General features: G+C 61.9%; 28 protein-coding genes and 1 riboswitch. Of the genes, 18 read left to right on the top strand and 10 right to left on the bottom strand.

Annotated elements, in window-relative coordinates; translation table 11 throughout:
* Positions 1 to 38 precede the first annotated feature (38 nt).
* The 10 genes from flgF (at position 39) to FHS92_RS07805 (ending at position 8,809) form a co-directional block, all read left to right on the top strand.
* Positions 39 to 782 (top strand): flagellar basal-body rod protein FlgF, encoded by a 744-nt coding sequence (gene flgF / locus FHS92_RS07760; RefSeq protein WP_184079264.1) that lies wholly within the window; start codon positions 39 to 41, stop codon positions 780 to 782.
* 25 nt (positions 783 to 807) lie between these two features.
* Positions 808 to 1,596 carry a flagellar basal-body rod protein FlgG gene (flgG, locus tag FHS92_RS07765; protein WP_184079266.1) on the top strand — a complete coding sequence of 263 codons (789 nt, stop codon included), beginning with the start codon at positions 808 to 810 and terminating at the stop codon, positions 1,594 to 1,596.
* An 8-nt stretch (positions 1,597 to 1,604) separates the two neighbouring features.
* Positions 1,605 to 2,282 carry a flagellar basal body L-ring protein FlgH gene (locus tag FHS92_RS07770; RefSeq protein WP_184079268.1) on the top strand — a complete coding sequence of 226 codons (678 nt, stop codon included), beginning with the start codon at positions 1,605 to 1,607 and terminating at the stop codon, positions 2,280 to 2,282.
* A gap of 23 nt (positions 2,283 to 2,305) precedes the next feature.
* Positions 2,306 to 3,418: a flagellar basal body P-ring protein FlgI gene (locus FHS92_RS07775; protein ID WP_246351908.1), complete on the top strand. Its 1,113-nt coding sequence runs from the start codon at positions 2,306 to 2,308 to the stop codon at positions 3,416 to 3,418.
* A complete protein-coding gene (locus FHS92_RS07780; protein WP_184079272.1) occupies positions 3,415 to 3,768 on the top strand; it encodes a rod-binding protein in 354 nt (117 codons plus the stop codon). Before FHS92_RS07775 ends, FHS92_RS07780 begins: the two co-directional genes overlap by 4 nt.
* Positions 3,765 to 5,102 carry a flagellar hook-associated protein FlgK gene (gene flgK / locus FHS92_RS07785; RefSeq protein WP_184079274.1) on the top strand — a complete coding sequence of 446 codons (1,338 nt, stop codon included), beginning with the start codon at positions 3,765 to 3,767 and terminating at the stop codon, positions 5,100 to 5,102. The genes FHS92_RS07780 and flgK overlap by 4 nt, the downstream gene beginning before the upstream one ends.
* Positions 5,103 to 5,119: 17 nt before the next feature.
* The gene (locus FHS92_RS07790; protein ID WP_184079276.1) at positions 5,120 to 5,965 is read left to right on the top strand and encodes a flagellin; all 846 of its coding nucleotides are present in this window, start codon (positions 5,120 to 5,122) and stop codon (positions 5,963 to 5,965) included.
* Between the two features lie 198 nt (positions 5,966 to 6,163).
* Positions 6,164 to 7,027: a flagellar motor stator protein MotA gene (gene motA, locus FHS92_RS07795; protein ID WP_184079278.1), complete on the top strand. Its 864-nt coding sequence runs from the start codon at positions 6,164 to 6,166 to the stop codon at positions 7,025 to 7,027.
* A gap of 3 nt (positions 7,028 to 7,030) precedes the next feature.
* Positions 7,031 to 8,098, top strand: coding sequence for a flagellar motor protein MotB (locus FHS92_RS07800; protein WP_184079281.1), 1,068 nt, complete (start codon positions 7,031 to 7,033; stop codon positions 8,096 to 8,098).
* 96 nt (positions 8,099 to 8,194) lie between these two features.
* Positions 8,195 to 8,809 carry a murein L,D-transpeptidase catalytic domain-containing protein gene (locus tag FHS92_RS07805; RefSeq protein ID WP_184079283.1) on the top strand — a complete coding sequence of 205 codons (615 nt, stop codon included), beginning with the start codon at positions 8,195 to 8,197 and terminating at the stop codon, positions 8,807 to 8,809.
* A gap of 9 nt (positions 8,810 to 8,818) precedes the next feature.
* Here FHS92_RS07805 and ald read toward each other — a convergent pair whose 3' ends face one another.
* The gene (gene ald, locus FHS92_RS07810) at positions 8,819 to 9,934 is read right to left on the bottom strand and encodes an alanine dehydrogenase (protein WP_184079285.1); all 1,116 of its coding nucleotides are present in this window, start codon (positions 9,932 to 9,934) and stop codon (positions 8,819 to 8,821) included.
* A gap of 62 nt (positions 9,935 to 9,996) precedes the next feature.
* On the opposite strand from ald, the gene FHS92_RS07815 reads away from it, so the two are divergent.
* The 6 genes from FHS92_RS07815 to FHS92_RS07845 all read left to right on the top strand — a co-directional run bounded on the left by FHS92_RS07815 (position 9,997) and on the right by FHS92_RS07845 (position 13,981).
* On the top strand, positions 9,997 to 10,554 hold the full coding sequence (locus tag FHS92_RS07815) for an Lrp/AsnC family transcriptional regulator (protein WP_221230965.1): 558 nt from the start codon (positions 9,997 to 9,999) through the stop codon (positions 10,552 to 10,554).
* A 48-nt stretch (positions 10,555 to 10,602) separates the two neighbouring features.
* Positions 10,603 to 11,799 (top strand): glycosyltransferase family 4 protein, encoded by a 1,197-nt coding sequence (locus tag FHS92_RS07820; protein ID WP_184079287.1) that lies wholly within the window; start codon positions 10,603 to 10,605, stop codon positions 11,797 to 11,799.
* A 241-nt stretch (positions 11,800 to 12,040) separates the two neighbouring features.
* The gene (locus FHS92_RS07830) at positions 12,041 to 12,388 is read left to right on the top strand and encodes a DMT family protein (protein WP_184079291.1); all 348 of its coding nucleotides are present in this window, start codon (positions 12,041 to 12,043) and stop codon (positions 12,386 to 12,388) included.
* Positions 12,389 to 12,572: 184 nt separating this feature from the next.
* Positions 12,573 to 12,965, top strand: a complete 393-nt coding sequence (locus tag FHS92_RS07835; RefSeq protein WP_184080243.1) for a PRC-barrel domain-containing protein — start codon at positions 12,573 to 12,575, stop codon at positions 12,963 to 12,965.
* 72 nt (positions 12,966 to 13,037) lie between these two features.
* Positions 13,038 to 13,376 carry a hypothetical protein gene (locus FHS92_RS07840; RefSeq protein WP_184079293.1) on the top strand — a complete coding sequence of 113 codons (339 nt, stop codon included), beginning with the start codon at positions 13,038 to 13,040 and terminating at the stop codon, positions 13,374 to 13,376.
* 2 nt (positions 13,377 to 13,378) lie between these two features.
* Positions 13,379 to 13,981, top strand: a complete 603-nt coding sequence (locus FHS92_RS07845; RefSeq protein WP_184079295.1) for a type 1 glutamine amidotransferase domain-containing protein — start codon at positions 13,379 to 13,381, stop codon at positions 13,979 to 13,981.
* Positions 13,982 to 13,999: 18 nt separating this feature from the next.
* Here FHS92_RS07845 and FHS92_RS07850 read toward each other — a convergent pair whose 3' ends face one another.
* Positions 14,000 to 14,320 (bottom strand): hypothetical protein, encoded by a 321-nt coding sequence (locus FHS92_RS07850; protein ID WP_184079297.1) that lies wholly within the window; start codon positions 14,318 to 14,320, stop codon positions 14,000 to 14,002.
* A 138-nt stretch (positions 14,321 to 14,458) separates the two neighbouring features.
* On the opposite strand from FHS92_RS07850, the gene FHS92_RS18535 reads away from it, so the two are divergent.
* Complete coding sequence (locus FHS92_RS18535) at positions 14,459 to 14,590, top strand: hypothetical protein (RefSeq protein WP_281377775.1); 132 nt, start codon at positions 14,459 to 14,461, stop codon at positions 14,588 to 14,590.
* A 27-nt stretch (positions 14,591 to 14,617) separates the two neighbouring features.
* Here the strand turns inward: FHS92_RS18535 and FHS92_RS07855 are convergent, their stop codons facing one another.
* The 8 genes from FHS92_RS07855 to petA form a co-directional block, all read right to left on the bottom strand.
* Positions 14,618 to 15,181: a hypothetical protein gene (locus FHS92_RS07855; RefSeq protein WP_221230966.1), complete on the bottom strand. Its 564-nt coding sequence runs from the start codon at positions 15,179 to 15,181 to the stop codon at positions 14,618 to 14,620.
* A gap of 118 nt (positions 15,182 to 15,299) precedes the next feature.
* Positions 15,300 to 15,938 carry a hypothetical protein gene (locus FHS92_RS07860; protein ID WP_184079301.1) on the bottom strand — a complete coding sequence of 213 codons (639 nt, stop codon included), beginning with the start codon at positions 15,936 to 15,938 and terminating at the stop codon, positions 15,300 to 15,302.
* On the bottom strand, positions 15,935 to 16,345 hold the full coding sequence (locus FHS92_RS07865) for a RusA family crossover junction endodeoxyribonuclease (protein ID WP_184079303.1): 411 nt from the start codon (positions 16,343 to 16,345) through the stop codon (positions 15,935 to 15,937). Before FHS92_RS07865 ends, FHS92_RS07860 begins: the two co-directional genes overlap by 4 nt.
* Positions 16,346 to 16,388: 43 nt before the next feature.
* On the bottom strand, positions 16,389 to 18,272 hold the full coding sequence (thiC, locus tag FHS92_RS07870) for a phosphomethylpyrimidine synthase ThiC (protein WP_184079305.1): 1,884 nt from the start codon (positions 18,270 to 18,272) through the stop codon (positions 16,389 to 16,391).
* A 32-nt stretch (positions 18,273 to 18,304) separates the two neighbouring features.
* Positions 18,305 to 18,410: riboswitch (TPP riboswitch) on the bottom strand.
* Positions 18,411 to 18,457: 47 nt separating this feature from the next.
* Positions 18,458 to 19,303 carry an S-formylglutathione hydrolase gene (gene fghA, locus FHS92_RS07875; protein ID WP_184079308.1) on the bottom strand — a complete coding sequence of 282 codons (846 nt, stop codon included), beginning with the start codon at positions 19,301 to 19,303 and terminating at the stop codon, positions 18,458 to 18,460.
* A 297-nt stretch (positions 19,304 to 19,600) separates the two neighbouring features.
* On the bottom strand, positions 19,601 to 20,443 hold the full coding sequence (locus FHS92_RS07885) for a cytochrome c1 (RefSeq protein WP_184079312.1): 843 nt from the start codon (positions 20,441 to 20,443) through the stop codon (positions 19,601 to 19,603).
* Between the two features lie 14 nt (positions 20,444 to 20,457).
* Positions 20,458 to 21,744, bottom strand: coding sequence for a cytochrome b (locus FHS92_RS07890; RefSeq protein ID WP_184079314.1), 1,287 nt, complete (start codon positions 21,742 to 21,744; stop codon positions 20,458 to 20,460).
* A gap of 11 nt (positions 21,745 to 21,755) precedes the next feature.
* Positions 21,756 to 22,328, bottom strand: coding sequence for a ubiquinol-cytochrome c reductase iron-sulfur subunit (gene petA / locus FHS92_RS07895; protein ID WP_184079316.1), 573 nt, complete (start codon positions 22,326 to 22,328; stop codon positions 21,756 to 21,758).
* Between the two features lie 204 nt (positions 22,329 to 22,532).
* On the opposite strand from petA, the gene FHS92_RS07900 reads away from it, so the two are divergent.
* Positions 22,533 to 22,991 (top strand): tRNA (cytidine(34)-2'-O)-methyltransferase, encoded by a 459-nt coding sequence (locus FHS92_RS07900; protein ID WP_184080245.1) that lies wholly within the window; start codon positions 22,533 to 22,535, stop codon positions 22,989 to 22,991.
* Positions 22,992 to 22,995 lie beyond the last annotated feature (4 nt).

Raw genomic sequence — 22,995 nt, forward strand, 5'->3', positions numbered from 1 at the left:
GCTCCTATCTCGATTTGGGCACTTAACGGGGTTTCATCATGGATCGGTTGGTCATTACATCGCTTACGGCCATGCGGGGCGCGATGGCGCGTCAGGCAGCCATTGCGAACAATCTCGCCAATGTGAACACCACCGGCTTCCGCGCCGAAATCGCCAACGCCTCCACCCGTTGGGTCGATGGGCAGACGTTCAAGTCGCGCGCCCAGTCAGCCGAACAGGTGGTCGGCGCCAGCATGGCGCAGGGGTCGATCGTCCACACCGGCAATCCGCTGGATGTTGCGATCGATGGGGACTCTCTGCTGGCGGTACAAGCCACCGATGGCAGCGAAGCCTATACACGGCGCGGTGACTTCAAGTTAACCGACAGCGGACTGCTGACGACCGGCGATGGACTGCCGGTCATCGGCGAGGGCGGACCGATCACCCTGCCCGCAGCCGATAGCATCTCGATTGCCAAGGACGGCGGGATCTGGATCGTTCCGGCGGGCGGCGACGCCAACAACCCGCAGCGGATCGACGGCCTCAAGATCGCTAGCGCCACGGGGTCGGAAATCGCCAAGGGCCTCGACGGGCTGTTCCGCGAAAAGAACGGTGGCGTCCTTCCCAACGATCCATCTGGCGCGGTGATCGCCGGATCGATCGAAGGATCCAACGTCAATGCGACCGAAGCGCTCGTCCAGATGATCGAGGCGAGCCGCGCGTGGGAAACACAGATCAAGATGATTAACACCGCCAAGGATCTCGACGACAGCGGCGCCAGCCTGATGCGGATGCCGGATTAATACAAATACCTCAGGGGACTGAATCATGACCAACGCAGCCTTGCATGTCGCCCGCTCCGGGCTCGATGCGCAGAATACCAAGATGCAGGTGATCGCCAACAACCTGGCGAATGTGAACACGACCGGGTTCAAGAAGGACCGGGCCGATTTTCAGACCCTTGCCTATCAGCAGCTCATCGCCGCAGGCGCCGCTTCGGACGCAGAAAGCAAATTCGCCACCGGCCTCTCGCTGGGTACCGGCGTCATGCTCGCAGGCACCAGCCGCCAAGACAGTCAGGGCACACTCAACGTGACGGGCAACGCGCTCGATCTCGCGATCGAGGGCAATGGCTATTTCCAGATTCAGCGTTCGGATGGCACGACCGCCTATACCCGCGCTGGCAATTTCCAGCGCAGCGCTGAAGGAACTGTCGTCACCTCAGACGGGCTTCAGGTGCTGCCGCAAATCACCGTCCCCGATGGCGCGACATCCATCACCGTCGGCAATGACGGCACGGTGTCCGCAACCCTGCAGGGCCAGACCGCACCGGTCGAGGTCGGCAAGATCGAACTGGCGAGCTTTATGAACCCCGCCGGGCTGCAGTCGATCGGCAACAATCTGCTCGTCGAAACCGCCGCCAGTGGCGCGCCGCAGGTCGGGGCCGCCGGGCTCGACGGCCGCGGCGCCCTGCGTCAGGGTTCGCTCGAATCGTCGAACGTCAACGTGGTCGAGGAGCTGGTCGACATGATCGAGACCCAGCGCGCCTATGAGGTCAATTCCAAGATGATCAAGGCGACTGACGAAATGCTGCAATATGCGAACCAGCAGCTTTGAGGGGCCTGATGCGTAGCACCCTTCTCCTCGCCACCGGGGTTGTCGCGCTGGGCTTCGGCGCACCGCAGGCCGAAGCGCGCTCGCGCAAGGCTGATGCCATCACCTATGCGCCGACTTATGCGCCGTCGCCTGCCGAGCAGGTGCAGGCGAACGGCAGCATCTTTCAGCCTGCGTCGGGCTATGCCCCACTGACCAGCGGCGCACGTGCAGCTATGGTCGGCGACATCATCACGATTTCGCTTATCGAAAGCACTCAGGCCTCCAAGAGCAACGCCGCCGACACCAAGCGCGACGGCAGCATCGGCCTGACCCCACCGTCTACCGGTCCCCTGTCCAAGATTCTCAAGTCGACCGATGTCGCCGCAAGTGGCACGAACAGCTTCAAGGGTGCGGGCAACGCGACCCAATCCAACAGCCTTTCGGGCGAGATCACAGTCACTGTGGCACAGGTCTACCCCAACGGCACGATGCTCGTACGCGGACAGAAGGCACTGACGCTCAATCGCGGTGACGAGTTTATCCAGATCTCCGGACTTGTCCGTCCCGCCGACATCACACCCGATAACCGGGTTGCATCGACGCGCGTAGCCGACGCTCGCATTACCTACACCGGCAAGGGTGAAATCGCCCGCGCCAGCCGCCAAGGCTGGTTGCAGCGCTTCTTCACCATGGTCAGCCCATTCTGATGGAATTATTCCCAATGATCCGCATGTTCACATCGATTTTCGCGCGAGCTCTGGTTGCGCTGGCCCTCACGCTGTGCGTCGTCGCAGCGCCCGCCCACGCGGAGCGGATCAAGGATCTCGGGACGTTTCAAGGCGTGCGCCCGAACCAACTCACCGGATATGGTCTGGTCGTAGGCCTTGCCGGAACGGGTGACGACAGCCTCGATTATTCGACGCAGGGGATGAAGGGGGTCGTTTCCCGCTTCGGCCTTACGCTGCCTGCAGGCGTAAATCCGGCGCTCAAGAACGCAGCGGCCGTGCTGGTGACGGCGGATCTTCCTGCCTTCGCCAAGCCGGGCCAGCGTCTCGACGTGACCGTATCGGCGCTGGGCAAGGCCAAGTCGTTACGTGGCGGCACGCTCATCCTCACGCCGTTGCGCGGCGCGGACGGCCAGATTTACGGCATGGCGCAGGGCAACCTCGCTGTCGGCGGCCTGGGCGTATCCGGCGCGGACGGCAGCCAGGTTTCGGTCAACATCCCCTCCGCCGGGCGCATTCCGGGTGGGGCAACGGTCGAGCGAGCGGTTATCACCGGCTTCGACACCGCCCCCCAACTCACCTTTAACCTCGCCGAAGCGGACCTTACCACCGCCCTGCGCGTAGCCGATGGCATAAACCAGGCCTTCGGCGATCGCCGCGCCCGCGCGATGGATGCAGTCTCCGTCACCATCGACGCGCAGCAGGGCGCAGAACAGCGCATTCTGATGATGGGCCTTATCGAGAATATCGAGGTCCGGCCCGCCGACGCCCCCGCCAAGGTCATCGTCAACGCACGTACCGGCACGGTCGTCATCAACGGCGCAGTACGCATCGCTCCGGCGGCCATTGCCCACGGCAAGCTGACCGTCAGTGTGCAGGAAAGCCCGCGTGTTGTGCAGCCGCTTCCCTTCTCGAAGGGGGAGACGGCGGTCGAGCCCTCCAGCTCGATTTCGGTGCAGGAGGAAAAGAAGCCGGTAATAAATTTTAAAGGTGGGGCATCTTTGGCCGATATAGTCAAAGCGGTGAACGCGATTGGCGCGTCGCCAGCGGACATGGTCGCGATCCTCGAAGCGCTCAAGCAGGCGGGCGCGATGAAGGCGGAGCTGGTGGTATTATGACGCAGGTTTCCTCTCCTCTCTCCCCTTCGGCAACCGTCGCAGCCACCGCCGCGCCCGACCCGTCGCTGGTTAAGGCGGCCAAGGCGTTTGAGGCGATCTTCCTGCGCCAGATGATCAGCGCAATGCGCTCGTCGAGCCTGTCCGAAGGCCTAAACGACAGCAGCGCGGGCGAGCAGTTCCGCGACATGTCGGACGCCCGCACTGCGGATAACATGGCGGAAACCGGCAGCTTTGGCGTCGCCAACATGCTCATCCGCCAACTTTCTCGCCCACCCGCCACTCCGGGAACCGCAGCGGCGGGCTATGCGGCGGCCAATCCCGCGCCAGCAACTGAAAGCACCACGCCATGAGCAGCGCCGATCTCTTCGTCATCGGGTCGAGCGGCCTCAAGGGCTATCGCGCGCAGATGGGCGCGGTGTCGGAGAATATCGCTAACAGCGGCACACCCAACTACAACCGGCGTTCCGTCACGCTGGCGGAATCGTCGCTGGCCGCTTCGACCGAGCCGTTTTATGTTCCGCGCGCGAACTTTGGTGGTTCGGTAATCGTTGGGGTGCAACGCGCGAACGATCCCTATCTTGACGCCGCGGCACGGATGACGGGCATGTCCTTCGCGGGCGCCGATTCACGCCTACGCTGGCTCAGCGACACCGAAACCGCTCTAAACGATGATGCTTTGGGTGTCGGTTCCTCACTTGGCTACATGTACAGCGCGGTGGAAAAGCTCGCCGCCAGCCCGAGCGACACTTCGCTGCGGACCAACGTGCTTTACGGCGTTGAGCAGGTCGTTACCGCGTTCCAGCAAAGCTCCGCCGCGCTCAAATCGACACTCGACGGAACCTACGCCACCGCACAGGGCGATGTGAAGTTGCTCAACGACTCGCTGACCGAACTGGCACGGGTGAACGCAAGTCTGCTGCAGTCCGCGAACAATACCGCAAATCAGGCGCAATTGCTGGACAGCCGCGACGCGGAACTGTCGAAGATCACGCAGAAGCTGAACGTCACGATCACCTTCGGGCCGGGCGGAAGCGCCAGCGTGGCCTATGACGGCCAGAACGTGGTTCAGGGCAATGCCGCCGGAACTTTCTCCGTCACGCAGAACACTAACGGCACGATGAACCTGCTGCTTAACAACGCCGCTGTGGCCGGCGCGGCAGATGGCTCGCTAGGCGGCGCCTTCACGAGTGCATCCATCGTCAAGGACCGGATCGCGAGCCTGGATACGCTCGCGGTACAGTTCGCCACGGATATGAATGCCTGGCACGCGCAGGGTCTGACCGACACCGGTGCGGCGGGCGGCCCGCTGGTCAGCGTTGGAACCACCGCATCGAGCCTCTCCGTCGTCCTGACCGACATCACGAAGATCGCCGCGCGCTCGTCGGACGGGCGTCTCAACGGCAATCTCCTCAACATCTCGACGACGCGCAGCACGTCGGGTGTGGAACAGGGCTGGACTGCTCTCGTGGTCGCCCATGGCAACGTGCTCAACACCGTCAAACAGGAACAAGCTGCCTCGCAGACGCGCGATCAGAACGCCCGTTCGGCGCGGGAAAAGGTTAGCGGCGTCGACCTCGACATGGAAGCGGCCGATTTGTTGCGAATCCAGCAAGCCTATCAGGCGTGCGCCAAGGTCATTCAGGCTGCGCGCGAAACCATCGATTCCGTCCTGCGGATCACGTGAAGATGAGGAACTGAGACATGGTAGCAATCACTTCACAGACGATGGCCGATGAAATCGCGCGCCAGCAGCGTCTCGCGCGCAGCATCGCCGACGACCAGGCCTCGATATCGAGTGGTAAGAAGCTCAGCACACCATCACAGGATCCGCAGGCTTGGGTGCAGGTATCCGAGATTGGCCGGTCGCAGGCTCAGCAGGCAGCATGGACGGCCAACGCCAACTATGGTCAGGCCCGCGCTAACAAGGCATCGAGCAACCTGAACGAAATGAACACCCTGTTCTCGCGCGCGCGCGAACTGATGGTCAACGCATCATCCAATTCGATGGACCCGGCGGGCAAGGCTGCGACCATCGCCGATCTACAGGGCATCCGCGCCTCCCTTTCCGACCTTCTCAATGAGAAGGACTATCAAGGCACGCCCGTGTTCGACGACACGAACCCGACACAAGTGCCTGTCTCACGCGGACTGGCTCTCGATGTGGTAGGTACACGCCAAAGCATTGAAAGCGGCGTGACCGTCGGCGCGACGACAACCTCGCTCGACGCGATCCTAGTCGGCGCGATCAACGCAGTGACATCCGGCGTTCCCGCCGATATCCAGAATTCACTGACGGCTGTCGAGGCGGGCCTCAATCATGTGATCATCAATCAGTCGGTTCAGGGCATTCGCAGCGACCGTCTTTCGGCCGCCACCGATCGCTTGTCTGACACCAGTCTCAGCTTGTCGGAGCGGCGTTCCAAGCTGGAAGACACCGATCTGACGACGACGCTCGCCGGGTTGCAGTCCAAGCTGCTCACGCTCGAAGCTGCGCAATCGGCCTTTGCGCGGATAAACCGCCAGAGCCTGTGGGATCTGATCAGCTGATCTACCCCTGCCTTGGCCAATATGGGCGAAGCTGTTCTTCATTATCATATTTGGAGCCGACCCGGGCTTCTCCCCTGGTTTTTTGATCTGGTAAACAACGCGGTAACCATCACGTTAAACCATATCTGAAAGCCGTCGTTATAGGGAAAGGACAGACGCCGAAAACGCGTCCTACCGGATCAGCTTGCGGGGATTTTCATGTTTGCCATTATCGGCCTCGTTGTCCTGATCGCCATGGTGTTTGGCGGCTTCGTGTTCACCGGTGGCGACATCGAGCCGGTGCTCCACGCGCTCCCCCATGAAATGCTTATCATCGGCGGCGCAGCCGTCGGCGCGCTGATCATCGGCAACAGCGGCGCGGACCTTAAGGGGCTGGGCACCGGCCTGGGGAAGGTATTCAAGGGCACTCGCTACAAGAAACAGGATTTCCTCGACTGTATCTTTCTCGTCAGCCGGCTGATGAAGATGCTGCGCGTCGAAGGTCCGGTCGCGCTCGAACCACATATCGAGGATCCCAAGTCTTCCTCTGTCTTTGCGGAATATCCCCGTCTGGCAAGCGACCACACACTCATCAACCTGATCTGCGACACGCTGCGCCTAGTCGTGGTGTCGTCGGGCACGCTCGATCCGCATGCAGTGGAGGAGGTCATGGACAATGGCCTCAAGACCCACCACCATGAAGCGATTCGTCCCGCCGACACACTGCAGGGTCTGGCCGATGCCTTACCCGCGCTCGGCATCGTTGCCGCAGTTTTGGGCGTGGTGAAGACCATGGGCTCGATTGACCAGCCCCCCGCCATCCTTGGCGCGATGATCGGCTCGGCGCTGGTCGGAACCTTCCTTGGCGTTTTGCTGGCTTATGGTATGGTCGGCCCGTTCGCGACCCGCTGTCGCTCGGTGATCGAGGCAGACGGTGCGATTTATCACGTCGTCAAGCAGATCATCGTCGCCTCGCTCCACGGCCACCCGCAGCCTCTGGTGATCGAGGCCGCCCGTTCCAGCCTCACCCACGCCAACCAGCCGGCGTTCGCCGAAGTGTTCGACGGCATGAGGGGCAAATAACCCATGGCGGGCAACAGTAAGCGGTCGGCGAACGAGCCCGAACCGCGGCCTATCATCGTAAAGAAAATCATCGTCGAGGGTCATGGCGGCCATCACGGCGGCGCGTGGAAGGTTGCCTATGCCGACTTCGTGACCGCCATGATGGCATTTTTCCTGCTGATGTGGCTGCTCGGCGCAACCACGGAAAAGCAACGCAAGGGCTTGGCAGACTATTTCACGCCGACGCTGGTCGAGATGAAGCAGGGCAGTGCCGGATCCAACGGCATGTTCGGCGGCGACAGTTTTGACAAGAAGGAAAACTACCCGACAAGCGGCGGTCAAGGCAACCTTGCCATCACAATCCCGCGTGACGCCAAGGGCACGAAAGACGATGGCGCACGCGACCGCAAGAGCCGCGACAAGCAGAAATTCGACGAGATCAAGAAGAAGCTTGAAGCCAAGCTGAAGATGACGGCCGCGCTGCGCAAGCTGGCCCGCAACGTGCGCTTCTCCGAAACGCGCGAGGGGCTGCGCATCGACCTCGTCGATGAGGCGGATTTCGCGATGTTCGGCATGGGTACCGACCGGCTCGTACCTGCCGCCCGCACGCTTGTGGGCGAAGTGGCAAAGGTCGTCGCGGGCGTGCCCAACGACATCATTGTGCGCGGCCACACGGACGGTCTGCCCTATTCGTCGGGACGGACGATGAACAACTGGCTGCTCTCCTCTTCTCGCGCCGACGCGACACGGGAAGCCTTGGCGCAGTTCGGCACGCCTAATTCGCGCTTTGCCAAGATTGAGGGCGTGGCCGACCGTGAACCGTTTATCCCCGGCGACATCTACGATCCTCGCAACCGGCGCATGTCGATCATCCTTGCATGGAGCCATGGCGGGGAAAAGGCTTTGGCAGATGCGCCCGTTGTAGACCCGGCCACTAAGCAGGCCATCCGCGAACGCGATGATCCCAAACGCACGATCATGGCGGAAATCCGGGCGCGCGACATGGGCACCACTGGGCTACCCGCCGGGGCCGTGCTCATTAACGCGCAGCCTGCCGCGGCAAAATCGAAAGAGCATAAGCCCGGCAAGTAAGGCTATACCGGAACCTGACAGTCGACAAGGCTGCGGGGATGCGGTAATATCCTGCTATTGCTCACGCTTTTTGATCGTTGGATCCAAAGCCTACTCATGCATTTATCAAGACGACAGGCGTTGCTGGGACTGGGAGGAGCATTGGCGCTGCCCCGCGCAGTGTTTGCCGCATCCGGGACAACCGAAACGGCGGGACTCAATCCTGCACTGCACTCCCGCGCCATGGCCGCGCTGGCTGTGCACCGGTCGCGGGTCTCGTCTGGCAACCTGATCGGTATCGTCGATTTCGCAAAGACGTCACGCCTGCCACGTTTCCATTTGCTCAATGTCGAAACCGGAGCAAGCGAATCGCTTCTTGTCGCGCACGGCAAGGGATCTGACCCAGCTCACAGCGGATGGTTACACCGCTTTTCCAATGATCCGGGATCGGAAGCATCTTCGTCCGGGGCATATCTGGCAGGCGCGCTCTACGAAGGCCAGCATGGACGCTCGCGGCGCCTTATTGGGCTGGATACGAGCAACAGCAATGCCGAAGGTCGCGCCATCGTCATCCATGGCGCCGCCTATGTTAGTCCGCAAATCGCTCAGATACAGGGCAAGGTCGGCCGCAGCCAGGGGTGCCTCGCGGTGTCGCTGGACGACATTGATCGGGTGCTGCGCCGCCTCGCCCCCGGCACACTGATCTACGCCGACCGCATCACATCCAGCTGACCACCAGGTTCAGTTCACGATATCTGCCAACGGCACAAAGGGAAGGCCGAGCGCCTCGCCGACTTCAGGTTTAGTCAGCTTGCCTTCCGCAATGTTGAGGCCCTCACGCAAATTGGGATCATCACTCAGGGCGGCGCGCCACCCTTTATCCGCCAGTGCCAGCGCGAACGGCAAAGTCGCGTTGTTGAGCGCAAAGGTCGATGTGCGCGCTACTGCGCCCGGCATGTTCGCCACACAATAGTGGACCACGTCATCTACCATATAGGTCGGGTCGGCATGGGTGGTGGCGCGCGACGTTTCCGCGCAGCCGCCCTGGTCGATGGCGACGTCCACAATCACCGATCCCCGTTTCATGCGGGATACCAGGTCGCGCGTGATCAGCTTGGGTGCCGCGGCACCGGGCACCAGCACGCCGCAGATGACCAGATCTGCACCCAGCACATGCTCCTCGATCGATCCCACAGTGGAAAACACGGTGTTGATACGCGATCCGAACTGTAAATCGAGTTCCTGCAACCGCCTCAGCGACTTGTCGATGACGGTCACATTGGCTTCCAGGCCCATGGCCATGCGCGCGGCGTTGGTGCCAACAACGCCGCCGCCCAACACGACAACTTTTGCCGCCGCCACGCCCGGCACGCCGCCCAGCAGCATGCCCCGACCGCCCTGATTCATCTCCAGGCAATGAGCCCCCGCCTGGATAGACATCCGTCCGGCCACTTCGGACATCGGGGCGAGCAGCGGCAGACAGCCAAAGCGGTCGGTCACCGTTTCGTAGGCCACCGCAACGCAGCCCGACGCCAGCAGCGCCTTCGTCTGTTCCAGGTCAGGTGCAAGATGCAAATAGGTGAAGAGCAATTGGCCGGGGCGCAGCATTGCGCACTCCTGCGGCTGCGGCTCCTTGACCTTCACGATCATGTCGGCGCGGGCAAAAATTTCGACGGCGTCAACAGCAACCTCCGCGCCCACTGCTCGGTAATCCTCGTCCTCCAGACCAATCGCGTGTCCTGCCGCTGCCTGCACAATCACGGCATGACCATGATGTGTCATTTCCCGCACGGAGGCGGGCGTCAATCCCACCCGATATTCGTGTGTCTTGATCTCTTTGGGAACACCTACCAGCATGATTTATCCTCGCTCTTTACGACTACATCCTATTGGAACGTGGCTGACACGTCCTTGCAAACATGCTGGATGCTGCGTACGTAAATGGTACATTCGTGCATATGCCATTGCACGACTGCAACTTTGTGCCGGATTTTATGATAGACTCAAAAGATACCGCCATCCTTCGCGTTCTTCAGCGGAACGGTCGGCTTACTAACGTTGAATTGGCGGCAGAGGTATATCTTTCTCCGTCCTCGTGCCTGAGACGTGTCCAGAAGCTCGAACACGATGGACTGATCGAGGGCTATGTCGCCATTCTCAACCAAACGGTTATCGGCAAGCCGGGTACCGTTTTTGTGCAAGTGACCCTCGATAGCCAACAACAGGAATATCTCCATGAGTTCGAGGAAGGCGTCCGCGCCCTCGACGACGTGATGGATTGTCACCTGATGGCGGGCGACGCGGACTATATCCTTCGCGTCATCGTCGCCGACGCCAGCGATTATGAACGCATCCACGAACAGCTCACCCGTTTGCCCGGTGTCTCCCGGGTAAAATCCGCCTTTGCGCTGCGTACAGTGAAACGGACGACGCAATTGCCACTTAACGGTCCTGCCGTGCCTGACCGCCGCGCCTAAGACGAGCATTGGACAAGGGCATGTTCCAGAGCTAGGCCTGCATCCCCGATGACTGCGCACTCTCCCCCTCTTCTTCTCGATGTCAGCCGCCTGATCTGGCGAGGCTGGTCGGGTCGTCTGCCGACCGGCATCGACCGGACCTGCCTGGCCTATGCCGCGCATTATCGCGATCGCGCGTTGGCAGTGGTACAAAGGGGCGGGGCAACGGTAGTGCTTGACCGTGCGGCGTCCTCTGCTCTTTTCTATATTCTGCTTACTGATGGACCGTTGCAGCGCGCGCGCCTGTTGCGGCTGCTTCCCCGCGCGCTCCTCTCCCGCGTCCCGGCGCGGCGTCTGCACGGGGCGCTCTACCTCAACGTTGGGCATACCGGGCTCAACACAGCGGGGCACACACGGTGGATCGGAACGACCGGAGTAAAGCCGGTCTATTTCGTCCACGACCTTATCCCGCTTTCACATCCCGAATATTGTCGCCCCGGTGAGCCGGAAAAGCACAACCAGCGGATGCGCACGCTGCTCTCGCTCGGCACAGGGGTCATCGGCAACAGCGCGGAAACAATTTCCGTCCTCACCGGTCATGCGCAGTCCCAACGCCTGCCCATCCCCGCGACAGTGGTGGCGCCCCTTGGTGTTCCTCCTGTCGTGCCGGGTGCCTTTGCCAGCCTGCCGGAAAGTATTGGCACTCCTCCGCTCTCCCGCCCCTATTTCGTCATGCTGGGGACCATCGAGGGGCGCAAGAACCACGTCCTCATTCTCAATATCTGGCGCGAACTGGCGGAGCGCCACGGCATGGCAGCACCCCAACTTGTTATCATTGGCCAGCGCGGGTGGGAAAGCGAGCAGGCCGTCGACATGCTCGATCGATGCGAACCTCTGCGCCACCATGTGATCGAGCTCGGCCGATGCAATGACGCATTACTTGCCCGGTACATGCGCCATGCCCGCGCATTGCTGTTCCCTTCGTTCGTCGAAGGCTATGGACTGCCACTGGTCGAGGCGCTGGCGCTTGGTACGCCCGTCATCGCCAGCCGCCTCAGCGTATTCCAAGAGCTCGTCAAGGACATCCCCGATTATCTCAGCCCAATTGACGGATTGGGATGGATGGAACGGATCAAGGCGTACGCGGAGCCGGGCAGCTCCGCCCGCGCCGGGCAAATTGCACGCATGGAGGGTTATGCCGCACCCGGCTGGAACCAGCATTTCGTCAATGTCGATGGCTGGCTGGAAACCCTCGCCAAAAGTTAGAGCGCGTGGGCGATGAGCGCCGCCTGCTGGTTCGATGCGGCGTCCGCTTCTCCCTCGCCAGGTGCGTCACCGGCAAAGGAATAAGCCATCCACACAATACCCGCCGCCCACAATAGGGCAGCCCAGCGACTTTTGAACAGGCGGGGACCAATTCCGAACATGGGGGCATTGTGAGCGTACGGCCTTAAATATTTCTCAATGCCACCGTTGCGCGTACCCGATCTCGCGATACTGTTACGCCATGCCGACTATTGCCCTGCTCATCCTTTCGAACCTGTTCATGACCACGGCCTGGTACTGGCACCTGAAAGGTGGCCCCGCCGTGGCGGCGTCACGTCCCCTCCTCACAGTCATCGCGATCAGCTGGGGCTTGGCACTGTTCGAATATTGCCTTGCCGTGCCCGCTAACCGCATCGGGTTCGCGAGCGGATGGAGCGCGGGACAGCTCAAGATCGCGCAGGAGGCCATTGCCCTCATCATCTTCGGCGCGTTCATGGTCACCGTCCTTGGTGAGCCGCTGCACTGGCGTCACTTCGCCGCTTTTGGATGTATCATGGCAGCGGTCGGCTTCCTGTTCGTCGGGAAATAGCCGTATTCTCGGCGGAGCGGGGCGCGCATGCGCCCGGCCGTTATGAGTACCGCATCCTCTGGTTGAGCTGCCCGTTGATGGAGAGCGGACGGAGAGTGCCGATCCCCGGGCGATCTCCTTCCGCGCTTTTCCGGCCCAGCCGCACAACGGCTCCCCGGTTCCAACCAAGGACAGTGCGATGAACATGACAAGCAATGACGGCGATACCGCCTATGCCGACCAGAACATCGGCAGCGGAAACAACCTGATCGAGTCGGATCGCGTCGAAGGTACGGCGGTCTATAACCGGCAGGGTGACAGGCTGGGTACGGTCCGGCGCTTTCTCGTCGAGAAACAATCCGGCAAGGCGCGCTATGCCGAAATGGTGTTTGGCGGCTTTCTTGGCATCGGCGAAGATGTGCATCCCCTGCCGTGGGATGTGCTGACCTATGACGTCGACAAGAATGGCTATGTCGTCGATTTGACCAAGGAGCAGCTTGAGGGCGCGCCGCGCTACGGCATGCATGAAGATCGGCAGTTCGACGACGCCTATGACCGGGAAGTACGCGGCTATTACGGCCTTCCCGTTCTCGTATAATCCCAAGGGGCGGGGTGGTGGAGCGATCCGCCGCCCCGCTTGTTTTACCAGCCCTCTCATCGGGACATCACCATGATCGACGACACAGACGCGCGCCCGAACGACCTTCCCGATGTGGTGGAGGACAATGACGAGCAGCGCGACGAGGACAGCCAGGCGCAAACCGTTGCGGATGAGGTTATCGAACAGCGAAGCGGGACCAGCGGTGAGAGCGAGCGCGTGCCGGGCGACCGAACGCAGATTATTCCTGACGACGTGCCGGATCTGGTCGACACCATGGAACAGATGGTGTCGAGCGGCCGCATCGATACCGATGCCTTTGCGGGTGAGCCGGATGACGATGACGAGGAAGGGCGGCTTGGCCCGACGGAAACGACAGACGACGACCTCGACCAGCTGACGGAGCAATGACCATGGCACTCGACCCATCCAACGAAACGCGGCAGGACGACAGCGAACGCCGCATCGAAGGCGCGCGCATCCTTATCATCGCTACCCATGGCTTCGAGCAGTCGGAGCTGATGGTGCCGCTGCGCGCCCTGCGCGAACGGGGCGCGCGGGTGGACGTGGCAACACCCGATGCGGAGACGATCCGCGGGTGGAAGGACAAGAACTGGGGCGACCCGATCGACGCGGACCTCGCCATCGCGGATGCGCGCATGGCGGACTATGACGCGCTCGTCATTCCCGGCGGCCAGATGAACCCGGATATGCTGCGCATGAACACGCAGGCGGTCGAACTCGTGCGGGCGTGCGAGCGGGGCGGCAAGGTGCTCGCCGCGATCTGCCATGGCCCGTGGATGTTGGCCGAGGCCGATGTCATCGACGGCGTGCAGGTGACGAGCTGGCCGTCGCTGACGGTCGACCTGGAAAATGCCGGGGCGATCTGGACCGACGAGACGGTGGTGGTGGACGACAACATCATTACCAGCCGCAATCCGGGCGACCTCGATGCCTTTGTCGATGCGATCACCACGCTGGTGGCCGAGCAGCGCGCCGAATTGCCGGTCGCCTGACGCCGAACCATCCGCCCGTCAGCGGGCGCGATCGATGCTGCTGCTGACGGCCTGAAACTGCTGGTTGAGGTCGCGGCGTTCATCGACGGTCAGGACGTTGTCGGCGCGATAGCGGTCGAGCAGGCGACGCAGCCCGTCGATATTGGCCTTCACCCCGATGCGCCGCGCGTCGTTGAGCGCGCGGCCGGACCCGGAATTGGCGCGCTGGTCGAGGGTCGATAGGCGCGAGACATAATCCGGGATCCCCTCCCCCGCTCGGGGCGGCAGGGGGCGGGTTTCCGCCCAGGCGCTGGCGGACAGCATCAGGGCACCCAGGGCAATCAGGCGTGTCGCACTCATGAAACTTACAATCCTTCAGGCACCCTGCGGTTCCGATCCGGCTCCGCTTAGCCGATGCGCAGCGAAAGTACGGGTGCCCACCCCTTTTATGGCGTAGGCTGGCTGCGCGGTCGATCCGTCCGCGCGAAAGGAACAATCATGGCGAAGAGCCAGAAGAAATCCGGCAAGGAAATCCGCAAGCCCAAGGCCGAAAAACCGCCCAAGCAGAACGCGTCGCAGCCCAGCCAGAAGACAGGCGTCGTCAAGGGGCTGGACAATATGAAGAACTAGGCCGTCGGGCGCGGAAGGTCGCAAAGGTCACGCCCCGGGGGCGGGACTTTCGTCCGTGTCGTCGAGGGCGTCCGTCTCATCGAGGGCATCCGCACCGCCGAAGGCATCCGCATCGTCGAACGCGTCCGCGCCGTCCCGCTCCATCGACAGGATCGCGCGGGCGAGCGCGATGGCGTATTGGTGCGATTGGACGGGAATGGCGACGGCCTCGGCCGCGCGGCCGAAATAGGCGGGCTGGCGGGTGCGCAGCAGGAACTGCGCGAGCCGCTCGTCATAGCGGCGATGCTCGCCGACCTTCTTGCCCTGATAATAATGCGGGATCGGCACGCCCTTGATCGCGCGGGCAAAAACGGCGTCCTGCAACTGGAGGATCGCAAATTCGAGCGCATTGTCCCAGGCCAGCCTGAAGCTCCCCGCCTCGGGATGCGCACGCAGCCGATAGGCGCTGCGCGCCGACAGGCCCACCGCACGGGCCGCGTCGGTGACGCAGCCGCTCGCCGCCAGAGCATCGATAAAGGCAATCTGCCGATCGGCTGTCCACCCGTCATGCCGCTCGCGCAGCGGAATGGGGTTGAAGGGAAGATCCGGCATGGCCTTCGAAGCAGGGCGCTTGCGTTTGGGCATGGCGGGAGGTGTAGCGGACGGGAGGGGGTGTAGGACAGGGTGTTGGAAGGACAACGAGAGCGATCAGAGATAAGCAGCGGACACTCTATAACGTAACTTGGTCGCGCACCATTTTTAGCACTCTAATAAGTTCGAGCAGATCTTTGCGCCGGACGTCTGTTTGTAACTCGCCATGCACAATACGGTTGCGCTTAGAAATTAATTCTCTCATCTCATCCGCTTCAGAAGGGGACAGGACGCCCCGCGATGCGATATGTTCTATAAGCCTTGCTGGAGATTGTGGACGCGCCAGCGCTGTGGGAATTAAATTCCGACCTAGCGCCTCCAACGCCGCCCATCCAAGCATTAATGCTGGCCTATAATACCTAGACGACACTAATTTTTCTACTTCTTCGATAGTGTTATCTATGGAATCGGTCGAAGCTCTCTGAAGCGCGCGTGCATGTGCGCCGGGGGAAGACCATACTAACCGTAGACCCCATTCCGTTTGGTGAGCCATCTTTTCCCGCAAATCGCGTAGCCTCCGTTCAGTTGACGGACTCTGCGTTGCAATTTCCACCACAAGATTTTTATCGCTTCTGAATGCAAGCGCATCTGGACGAAAGGACCCCAAAAACGGCGGAACAAGTAATTTATTAGGATATATGACAACTTCATACCCTTCAGATATGAGGTTTTTCTGCACCTCTTCCAATATGGCCCGCTCACGATCTTGAGGACTCATTGGATTTCTCCGAACGGGTTGTCCGAGATGTGGATGTAGGTAACCGGCCTTATAGCTGTAAGAGCTGTCGTAAGCACTTCGCTAGGATCTGAAAATGAGGCCGGCTGGCCCTCTTCAAATTTTTGTGCGGTTACTCGGACCACTTGGTTATCGTCCTTTATTATATGTTCGCTTAAGGAATCGATTATAGGTTTAATAATATTATCGATATCCCCTATCATCTGACCTGGTGGAAAGTAAAAAATCTTTATTGCTACCGGGCCTTCGTACCAGATGTGCATTTGTGGTAATCCGCTGTAACTTGCTTCTTTTACTCGGAGCTTCCAGTCCTCTCGGGATTTTCCTCCCGCCTGTAGTGATACGGGCGTCCCTTGCACCACAAACTCAACGGGAAACTCTGGTTCCATCCGCAATCGCTCTTCAATATACCACGACTACTGCGTGAAGCTATCAATCCAGCTCCCGGTCCCCTGCCCCGATATACAGCTCGCGCCCCGTCTCGTTATAGAGCTTGCTCATCTCCTCCATGCCCTTCTCCGCGTCCACCGGGTCCGCCGCCGCGATGAAGGCGTCGGCGCTCTGGTTTTGCTTGGCGGCGAAGTCGCGCACTTCCTGCGTGATCTTCATCGAGCAGAATTTGGGGCCGCACATGGAGCAGAAATGCGCGGTCTTGGCGCCTTCGGCGGGGAGCGTCTGGTCGTGGTACTGCTCGGCCGTGTCGGGATCGAGCGAGAGGTTGAACTGGTCGCGCCAGCGGAACTCGAAGCGGGCGCGGCTCAAGGCGTCGTCGCGGACCTTGGCGGCGGGGTGGCCCTTGGCGAGATCGGCCGCGTGGGCGGCGAGCTTGTAGGTGACGACGCCGACCTTCACGTCATCGCGATCGGGCAGGCCCAGATGCTCCTTGGGCGTGACGTAGCAGAGCATCGCCGTGCCGTACCAGCCGATCATCGCCGCGCCGATGCCGCTCGTGATATGGTCGTAGCCCGGCGCGATGTCGGTCGTGAGGGGGCCGAGGGTGTAGAAGGGCGCCTCGCCGCAGGCTTCGAGCTGCTTGTCCATATTCTGCTTGATCTTGTGCATGGGCACATGGCCCGGCCCCTCGATCATCACCTGCACATCCTGTTCCCAGGCGCGCTTGGTCAGCTCGCCCAGCGTGTAGAGCTCGGCGAACTGCGCCTCATCATTCGCATCGGCGATGGAGCCGGGGCGCAGGCCGTCGCCCAGGCTGTAGGCAATGTCGTACGCCTTCATGATCTCGGTGATCTCGTCGAAATGCTCGTAGAGGAAGCTCTCCTTGTGGTGCGCGAGGCACCATTTCGCCATGATCGACCCGCCGCGCGAGACGATGCCGGTGACGCGCTTGGCGGTCATCGGGATGTAGGGCAGGCGCACGCCCGCATGGATGGTGAAATAGTCGACGCCCTGCTCGGCCTGCTCGATGAGGGTGTCGCGGAAGATCTCCCACGTCAGGTCCTCGGCGATGCCGCCGACCTTTTCGAGCGCCTGGTAGATCGGCACGGTGCCGATCGGGACGGGGCTGTTGCGGATGATCCATTCGCGTGTGTCGTGGATGTTGCGGCCGGTGGAGAGGTCCATCACGGTATCCGCGCCCCAGCGGATCGACCAGACCATCTTGTCGACTTCGCTCGCGACATTGGAGGCGACCGCGCTGTTGCCGATATTGGCGTTGATCTTCACGAGGAAGTTGCGGCCGATCGCCATCGGCTCGGACTCGGGGTGGTTGATGTTGCTGGGGATGATCGCGCGGCCGCGGGCGACTTCATCGCGCACGAATTCGGGGGTGACGTAGTCGGGGATCGACGCGCCGAAATCCTCGCCGTCGCGAACATAGGAGGCGAGGCGCGCGCGGCCGAGATTTTCGCGTGTCGCAACATATTCCATCTCGGGCGTGATGATGCCGCGGCGGGCGTAATGCATCTGGCTGACGTTGGCGCCGGGCCTGGCGCGCAGGGGACGCTGCACGACGTGGGGGAAGGGGCGCACGCCGCCGGACCGGTCGGGACCGAGCTGGCCGTTGTCTTCGGGCTTGAGGCCCCGGCCCTGATAGTCCTCGACATCGCCGCGCGCGAGGATCCACTCGCGGCGCAGCTGGGGCAGGCCGGCCATGATGTCGATCTGCGCTTCCGGATCGGTATAGGGGCCGGAGGTGTCGTAGACGCGCACCGGCGCTTCGCCGCAGCCGGGTTCCAGCGTGATCTCGCGCATCGCGACCTTGACCGCCGGGTTGCTCGCGGTGGGGACGTGGATCTTGCGGCTGCCGCGAATGGGGCCGGTGGTCACGCCGATTTCGGTGCGCGCGGGTAGATCTGCCATGGTCTCGTTCCTTTGCATGACGGAACGAGGGCGGGTCGAGACCGCTCCCTCCCTCCGCCAGTGTTAGCTGGATCAGGTTCGGCGGGTCGTATGGCGCTACCCATACCTCTCAGTCGCGTGACTCCCCGGGGATGGCGGGACGATAGGCGCGCGCGTCGTGCAGGTCCAGCGCCAATGTCGCGGGATCAGACAAGGCGTTCCGCGTGCCAGCGGATGTGATCGTCCATGAAGGTGGAGATGAAATAATAGCTGTGGTCATAGCCGGGCTGCATGCGCAGCATGAGCGGGATCCCGGCCTTCGCGCAGGCATCCACCAGCAACTGCGGGCGGAGCTGCTCTTCAAGGAAATTGTCGGCCGCGCCCTGATCGACGAGGATCTCGGGCACGCGTGCGCCATCCTCGATCAGCGCGCAGGCGTCATAGCGGCGCCCGGCCTGCTGCCAGTCGTTTCCCAGATATCCGGCGAGCGCCTTGTGCCCCCAGGGGCATTGCAGCGGCGCGACGATCGGGGCGAAGGCGGAGACCGACCGGAACAGTTCGGGATGCTTGAGGGCGAGCGTGAGCGCCCCATGCCCGCCCATCGAATGGCCGGTGATCCCCATACGCGACCGGTCCACCGGGAAGTGGTCGGCGATCAGGCCCGGCAATTCGTGCGCAACATAGCTGCCCATGCGGTAATGCCGGTCGAACGGGGCGTTTGTCGCGTCACAATAGAAGCCCGCGCCCAGCCCGAAATCATAGGCTCCGTCCGCATCGTCCGGGACGCCTTCGCCGCGCGGAGAGGTGTCCGGGCAGACGATGATCAGGCCGTGCTCGGCCGCAGCGCGACGGAATTCGCCCTTCTCCGTCACATTGGCGTGCGTGCAGGTCAGACCCGAGAGATAAAAGAGCACCGGCAGACGCGCGCCGTCGGCGTGGTCGGGCACGAAGACCGAAAAGGTCATGTCGGTGCCGGTCTCCCGGGACCGGTGCCGGTAGACGCCCTGGGTGCCGCCATGCGAGCGGTTAGCGGAAACGGTTTCCAGTGCCATCGGTCAGCCCATCATGCCCGTAAAGGCGCAGATCTTGTTCCCGGTCGGATCGCGCAGATAGGCGCCATAGGCGTTGTTCGGTGCAGCAACATCGTCGCACTCGAACAGGATATGGGTCAGCATGTCAGTCTCCGTGGAAAGGATCAATGCCGAACCATAAGGGCGTTTCTTCCCCGGCGAAAGAGGATCGACGCCCGATTGCCACAGATCCCCAGCGCCGTCCCCCATGCAAAAAGCGCGGGCGTTACCCCGCGCTTTCGCATTTTCCGATGGGGCATCAGCCCGTTTAGGCGTCGATCAGTGCTTCGTGTTCGCCCAGATGTTGCGATAGGACATATAGGCAAGGCCCGTCGCGATCAGCAGGAAGAACAGCGCCGCAACACCGGCCCGCTTGCGGTTTTCGAGCTTGGGTTCGGCCGTCCAGGTCAGGAACGCCGAAACGTCCTTCGCCATCTGGTCGACCGTCGGCTTGGTGCCATCGCCATAGGTCACCTGACCTTCGGCGGTCAGCGGAGGTGCCATCGCCAGGTTGAGGTTGGCGAAATAGGGGTTGTAGTGCAGCCCCGTTGGCGTCTTAGCATCCGGGAACTCCTTGAGAAGTTCGGCGGGCTGATCCTGGAAGCCGGTCAGCAGCGAATAGACGTATGCACTGCCGTCATGCCGGGCCTTGGTCATCAGCGACAAGTCTGGCGGAATGGCGTTGTTGTTCGCCGCCGCCGCCGCAACATTGTTGGCGAACGGCTTGGGGAAGTGATCGGACGGAACCGGTGCGCGGCCCGCCATTTCGCCCGTCTTGGGGTCGACGTCCGGCGTCTTGATCGCCCAGTTCTTGGCGATCGCCTTCACTTCGGCCTCGTTATAGCCCAACGCTTCCAGATCGCGGAACGCGACAAACTTCAGGCTGTGGCAGGCCGAGCAGACTTCCTTGAACACCTGGAAGCCACGCTGCAACTGTGCCTTGTCATAATGACCGAGCGGACCGTTGAAGGAATAGGAGACCTCCTTGGGGTGGAGGTGGAATTCATGCTCCGCCGTGGGAGCCGGTGGCTCCGACACGAACGAGACCGCACCCACCAGAAAGGTTACGAGCAGCCAGCCAGAAAAGAACAGGCCGACGAAGAATGCACCAATGCGAACCATCTATCTGGCCCCCCTTATTCGGCCGGAACAACGGCGGCGCCGTGTTCCCCATGTTTGGCCAGCACGGCTTCGGTGATCGAGCCCGGCAACGGCAGCGGCTTCTCGAACATCGCGATCAGCGGCAGGATGATAAGGAAGTGCGCGAAATAATAGGCCGCAGCCACCTGGCTGATCATCACGAAGGGTTCCGCCGCCGGAGCGCCACCGCAATAACCGAGCACCAGCACGTCTGCCACGAGGATCCAGAAGAACTTCTTGAACACCGGCCGATAGTTGCCCGAGCGCACCGGCGAGGTATCGAGCCAGGGCAGGAAGAAGAGCAGCAGGATCGATGCGAACATCGCGAGCACGCCAAGCAGCTTCGCCGGAATGAAGAAGAAGTCGAACGTGAAGGCGCGCAGAATCGCGTAGAAGGGCCAGAAATACCATTCCGGCACGATGTGCGCAGGCGTCGAAAGCGGGTTCGCCTCGATATAGTTATCGGGGTGGCCCAGGAAGTTCGGCGCGAAATAGAGCAGGATAGCGAACAGGATCAGGAACACGCCCGCTCCGAAGCCGTCCTTCGCGGTGTAATAGGGGTGGAACGGCACGGTGTCCTGCGGACCCTTGACCTCGACGCCCGTCGGGTTGCTCGAACCGGGAATGTGCAGCGCCCAGATGTGCAGGATGATGACACCCGCGATCACGAACGGCAGCAGATAGTGCAGCGAGAAGAAGCGGTTCAGTGCGGCGTTGCCGGGAGCGAAACCGCCCAGCAGCCACGTCTGGATCGGCTCACCCACCAGCGGGATCGCGCCGAACAGGCCGGTGATGACCTTTGCGCCCCAATAGCTCATCTGGCCCCAGGGAAGCACATAGCCCATGAACGCAGTCGCCATCATCAGAAGGAAGATGACCAGGCCGAGCAGCCAGACCATTTCGCGCGGCGCCTTGTAGGAACTGAAATACAGGCCGCGGAAGATGTGGAGATAGACCACGATGAAGAAGAAGCTTGCCCCGTTGGCGTGGGCGTAGCGCATCAGCCAGCCACCGTTCACGTCGCGCATGGTGTGCTCGATCGAGCTGAAGGCGACGAGCTCGTTCGCGCCGTAATGCATCGCCATGATGATGCCGGTCACGATCTGGATCATCAAGGCGAGGCCCGAAAGCACGCCGAAGTTCCAGAAATAGTTGAGGTTGCGCGGAACCGGATAGCCGGCGCCGACCGCGTTATAGACCAGACGCGGCAGCGGAAGACGCTGGTCGATCCACTGCATCAGCGGCGCTTTGGGGGTGTAATGCTGTGCCCAGGGAAAACTCATCGATTGCTTCCTCAGCCTACGAGAATGGCGGTGTCGGACGTGAACTTGTAGGCCGGAACCTCCAGGTTCTTGGGAGCCGGACCCTTGCGGATGCGGGCGGCGGTATCATAGGACGAACCGTGGCAGGGGCAGAAATAGCCGCCGAACTCGCCCCGGTTTTCACCCTCGCCCGCGCCCAGCGGAACGCAGCCCAGATGGGTGCAGACACCCATGGTGATGAGCCACTGCTTCTTGCCGTCGACGGTGCGTTCTTCCAGCGACTGCGGATCGCGCAGCGTAGAAGGATCGACCTTGTCGGCCTCGGCGATTTCCTTGGGGGTCAGCTGCCGCACGAACAGCGGTTGCGACCGGAATGTGGTCTTGATCGCCTGCCCCGGCTGGATCCCGGAAAGGTCCACTTCGGTGGTCGCCATCGCCAGAACGTCGGCGCTGGGGTTCATCTGGTTGATCAGCGGGAGAACGGCGACGACGCCGCCGACCCCGGCAAAGCTCACGGCCGCGATATTGATGAAATCACGGCGACGAACGCCCTCTTCACCGCTGGCCCCCGCATCGCTGGTTCCCGTCTCTTCTAGCGTCGCCATTCACATACCCTTGTCGTTCAGGACCACTACGCGCCGCCTTGCCCGCATCCCTTCGGTTTTACAAGAGATTCGACGGCCGTTGGACACGGCTCGCCTTAACCCCCCGGCGCTTTCGCGGGCCTGATAGCGCTCAAACCCCCGTTTTGCCAACATCAATTTGAAGGGGATGTGACAAAGATTGCATGGGCCATTATGGAGCGCGCGATGCGGCTCGCTCTCTATCAACCCGATATCGCCGGAAATGTCGGCACGATCATGCGGTTATGCGCCTGTTTCGCGGTGCCGCTCGACATCGTGATGCCGTGCGGCTTTCCCTTTTCCGACCGCCAGCTGAAGCGCGCGGCGATGGACTATGAGGGCCAGGCGGACGTGACGCGCCACGCCAATGCGGCGGAATTCTTCGATTCCCGCGCGGCCGCGCACAGCCGCATCGTGCTGCTGACCTCGCGCGGGACGATCACCCTGTCGGACGCGGCGCTGCGCGCGGACGACACGCTGCTGCTGGGATCGGAAAGCGCGGGCGTGCCGGACGATGTGCACAGCCGCGCCGATCTGGCGCTGCGCATTCCGATGGCGGCGGGCTTTCGATCCTTGAATATTGCCGTCGCGGCGGGCATCGCGCTGCACGAAGCGCTCCGCCAGACGGGCCAGACACCCAGCTAGGAAC

This window comes from Sphingobium subterraneum, assembly GCF_014199435.1.
Lineage (GTDB): Bacteria > Pseudomonadota > Alphaproteobacteria > Sphingomonadales > Sphingomonadaceae > Sphingobium > Sphingobium subterraneum.

Bases quoted from the DNA above. Each gene is read 5' to 3' on its own strand.
- flgF (WP_184079264.1), top strand. From the start codon at position 39: ATGGATCGGTTGGTCATTACATCGCTTACGGCCATGCGGGGCGCGATG.
- flgG (WP_184079266.1), top strand. From the start codon at position 808: ATGACCAACGCAGCCTTGCATGTCGCCCGCTCCGGGCTCGATGCGCAG.
- FHS92_RS07770 (WP_184079268.1), top strand. From the start codon at position 1,605: ATGCGTAGCACCCTTCTCCTCGCCACCGGGGTTGTCGCGCTGGGCTTC.
- FHS92_RS07775 (WP_246351908.1), top strand. From the start codon at position 2,306: ATGTTCACATCGATTTTCGCGCGAGCTCTGGTTGCGCTGGCCCTCACG.
- FHS92_RS07780 (WP_184079272.1), top strand. From the start codon at position 3,415: ATGACGCAGGTTTCCTCTCCTCTCTCCCCTTCGGCAACCGTCGCAGCC.
- flgK (WP_184079274.1), top strand. From the start codon at position 3,765: ATGAGCAGCGCCGATCTCTTCGTCATCGGGTCGAGCGGCCTCAAGGGC.
- FHS92_RS07790 (WP_184079276.1), top strand. From the start codon at position 5,120: ATGGTAGCAATCACTTCACAGACGATGGCCGATGAAATCGCGCGCCAG.
- motA (WP_184079278.1), top strand. From the start codon at position 6,164: ATGTTTGCCATTATCGGCCTCGTTGTCCTGATCGCCATGGTGTTTGGC.
- FHS92_RS07800 (WP_184079281.1), top strand. From the start codon at position 7,031: ATGGCGGGCAACAGTAAGCGGTCGGCGAACGAGCCCGAACCGCGGCCT.
- FHS92_RS07805 (WP_184079283.1), top strand. From the start codon at position 8,195: ATGCATTTATCAAGACGACAGGCGTTGCTGGGACTGGGAGGAGCATTG.
- ald (WP_184079285.1), bottom strand. From the start codon at position 9,934: ATGCTGGTAGGTGTTCCCAAAGAGATCAAGACACACGAATATCGGGTG.
- FHS92_RS07815 (WP_221230965.1), top strand. From the start codon at position 9,997: ATGCTGGATGCTGCGTACGTAAATGGTACATTCGTGCATATGCCATTG.
- FHS92_RS07820 (WP_184079287.1), top strand. From the start codon at position 10,603: ATGACTGCGCACTCTCCCCCTCTTCTTCTCGATGTCAGCCGCCTGATC.
- FHS92_RS07830 (WP_184079291.1), top strand. From the start codon at position 12,041: ATGCCGACTATTGCCCTGCTCATCCTTTCGAACCTGTTCATGACCACG.
- FHS92_RS07835 (WP_184080243.1), top strand. From the start codon at position 12,573: ATGACAAGCAATGACGGCGATACCGCCTATGCCGACCAGAACATCGGC.
- FHS92_RS07840 (WP_184079293.1), top strand. From the start codon at position 13,038: ATGATCGACGACACAGACGCGCGCCCGAACGACCTTCCCGATGTGGTG.
- FHS92_RS07845 (WP_184079295.1), top strand. From the start codon at position 13,379: ATGGCACTCGACCCATCCAACGAAACGCGGCAGGACGACAGCGAACGC.
- FHS92_RS07850 (WP_184079297.1), bottom strand. From the start codon at position 14,320: ATGAGTGCGACACGCCTGATTGCCCTGGGTGCCCTGATGCTGTCCGCC.
- FHS92_RS18535 (WP_281377775.1), top strand. From the start codon at position 14,459: ATGGCGAAGAGCCAGAAGAAATCCGGCAAGGAAATCCGCAAGCCCAAG.
- FHS92_RS07855 (WP_221230966.1), bottom strand. From the start codon at position 15,181: ATGCCGGATCTTCCCTTCAACCCCATTCCGCTGCGCGAGCGGCATGAC.
- FHS92_RS07860 (WP_184079301.1), bottom strand. From the start codon at position 15,938: ATGAGTCCTCAAGATCGTGAGCGGGCCATATTGGAAGAGGTGCAGAAA.
- FHS92_RS07865 (WP_184079303.1), bottom strand. From the start codon at position 16,345: ATGGAACCAGAGTTTCCCGTTGAGTTTGTGGTGCAAGGGACGCCCGTA.
- thiC (WP_184079305.1), bottom strand. From the start codon at position 18,272: ATGGCAGATCTACCCGCGCGCACCGAAATCGGCGTGACCACCGGCCCC.
- fghA (WP_184079308.1), bottom strand. From the start codon at position 19,303: ATGGCACTGGAAACCGTTTCCGCTAACCGCTCGCATGGCGGCACCCAG.
- FHS92_RS07885 (WP_184079312.1), bottom strand. From the start codon at position 20,443: ATGGTTCGCATTGGTGCATTCTTCGTCGGCCTGTTCTTTTCTGGCTGG.
- FHS92_RS07890 (WP_184079314.1), bottom strand. From the start codon at position 21,744: ATGAGTTTTCCCTGGGCACAGCATTACACCCCCAAAGCGCCGCTGATG.
- petA (WP_184079316.1), bottom strand. From the start codon at position 22,328: ATGGCGACGCTAGAAGAGACGGGAACCAGCGATGCGGGGGCCAGCGGT.
- FHS92_RS07900 (WP_184080245.1), top strand. From the start codon at position 22,533: ATGCGGCTCGCTCTCTATCAACCCGATATCGCCGGAAATGTCGGCACG.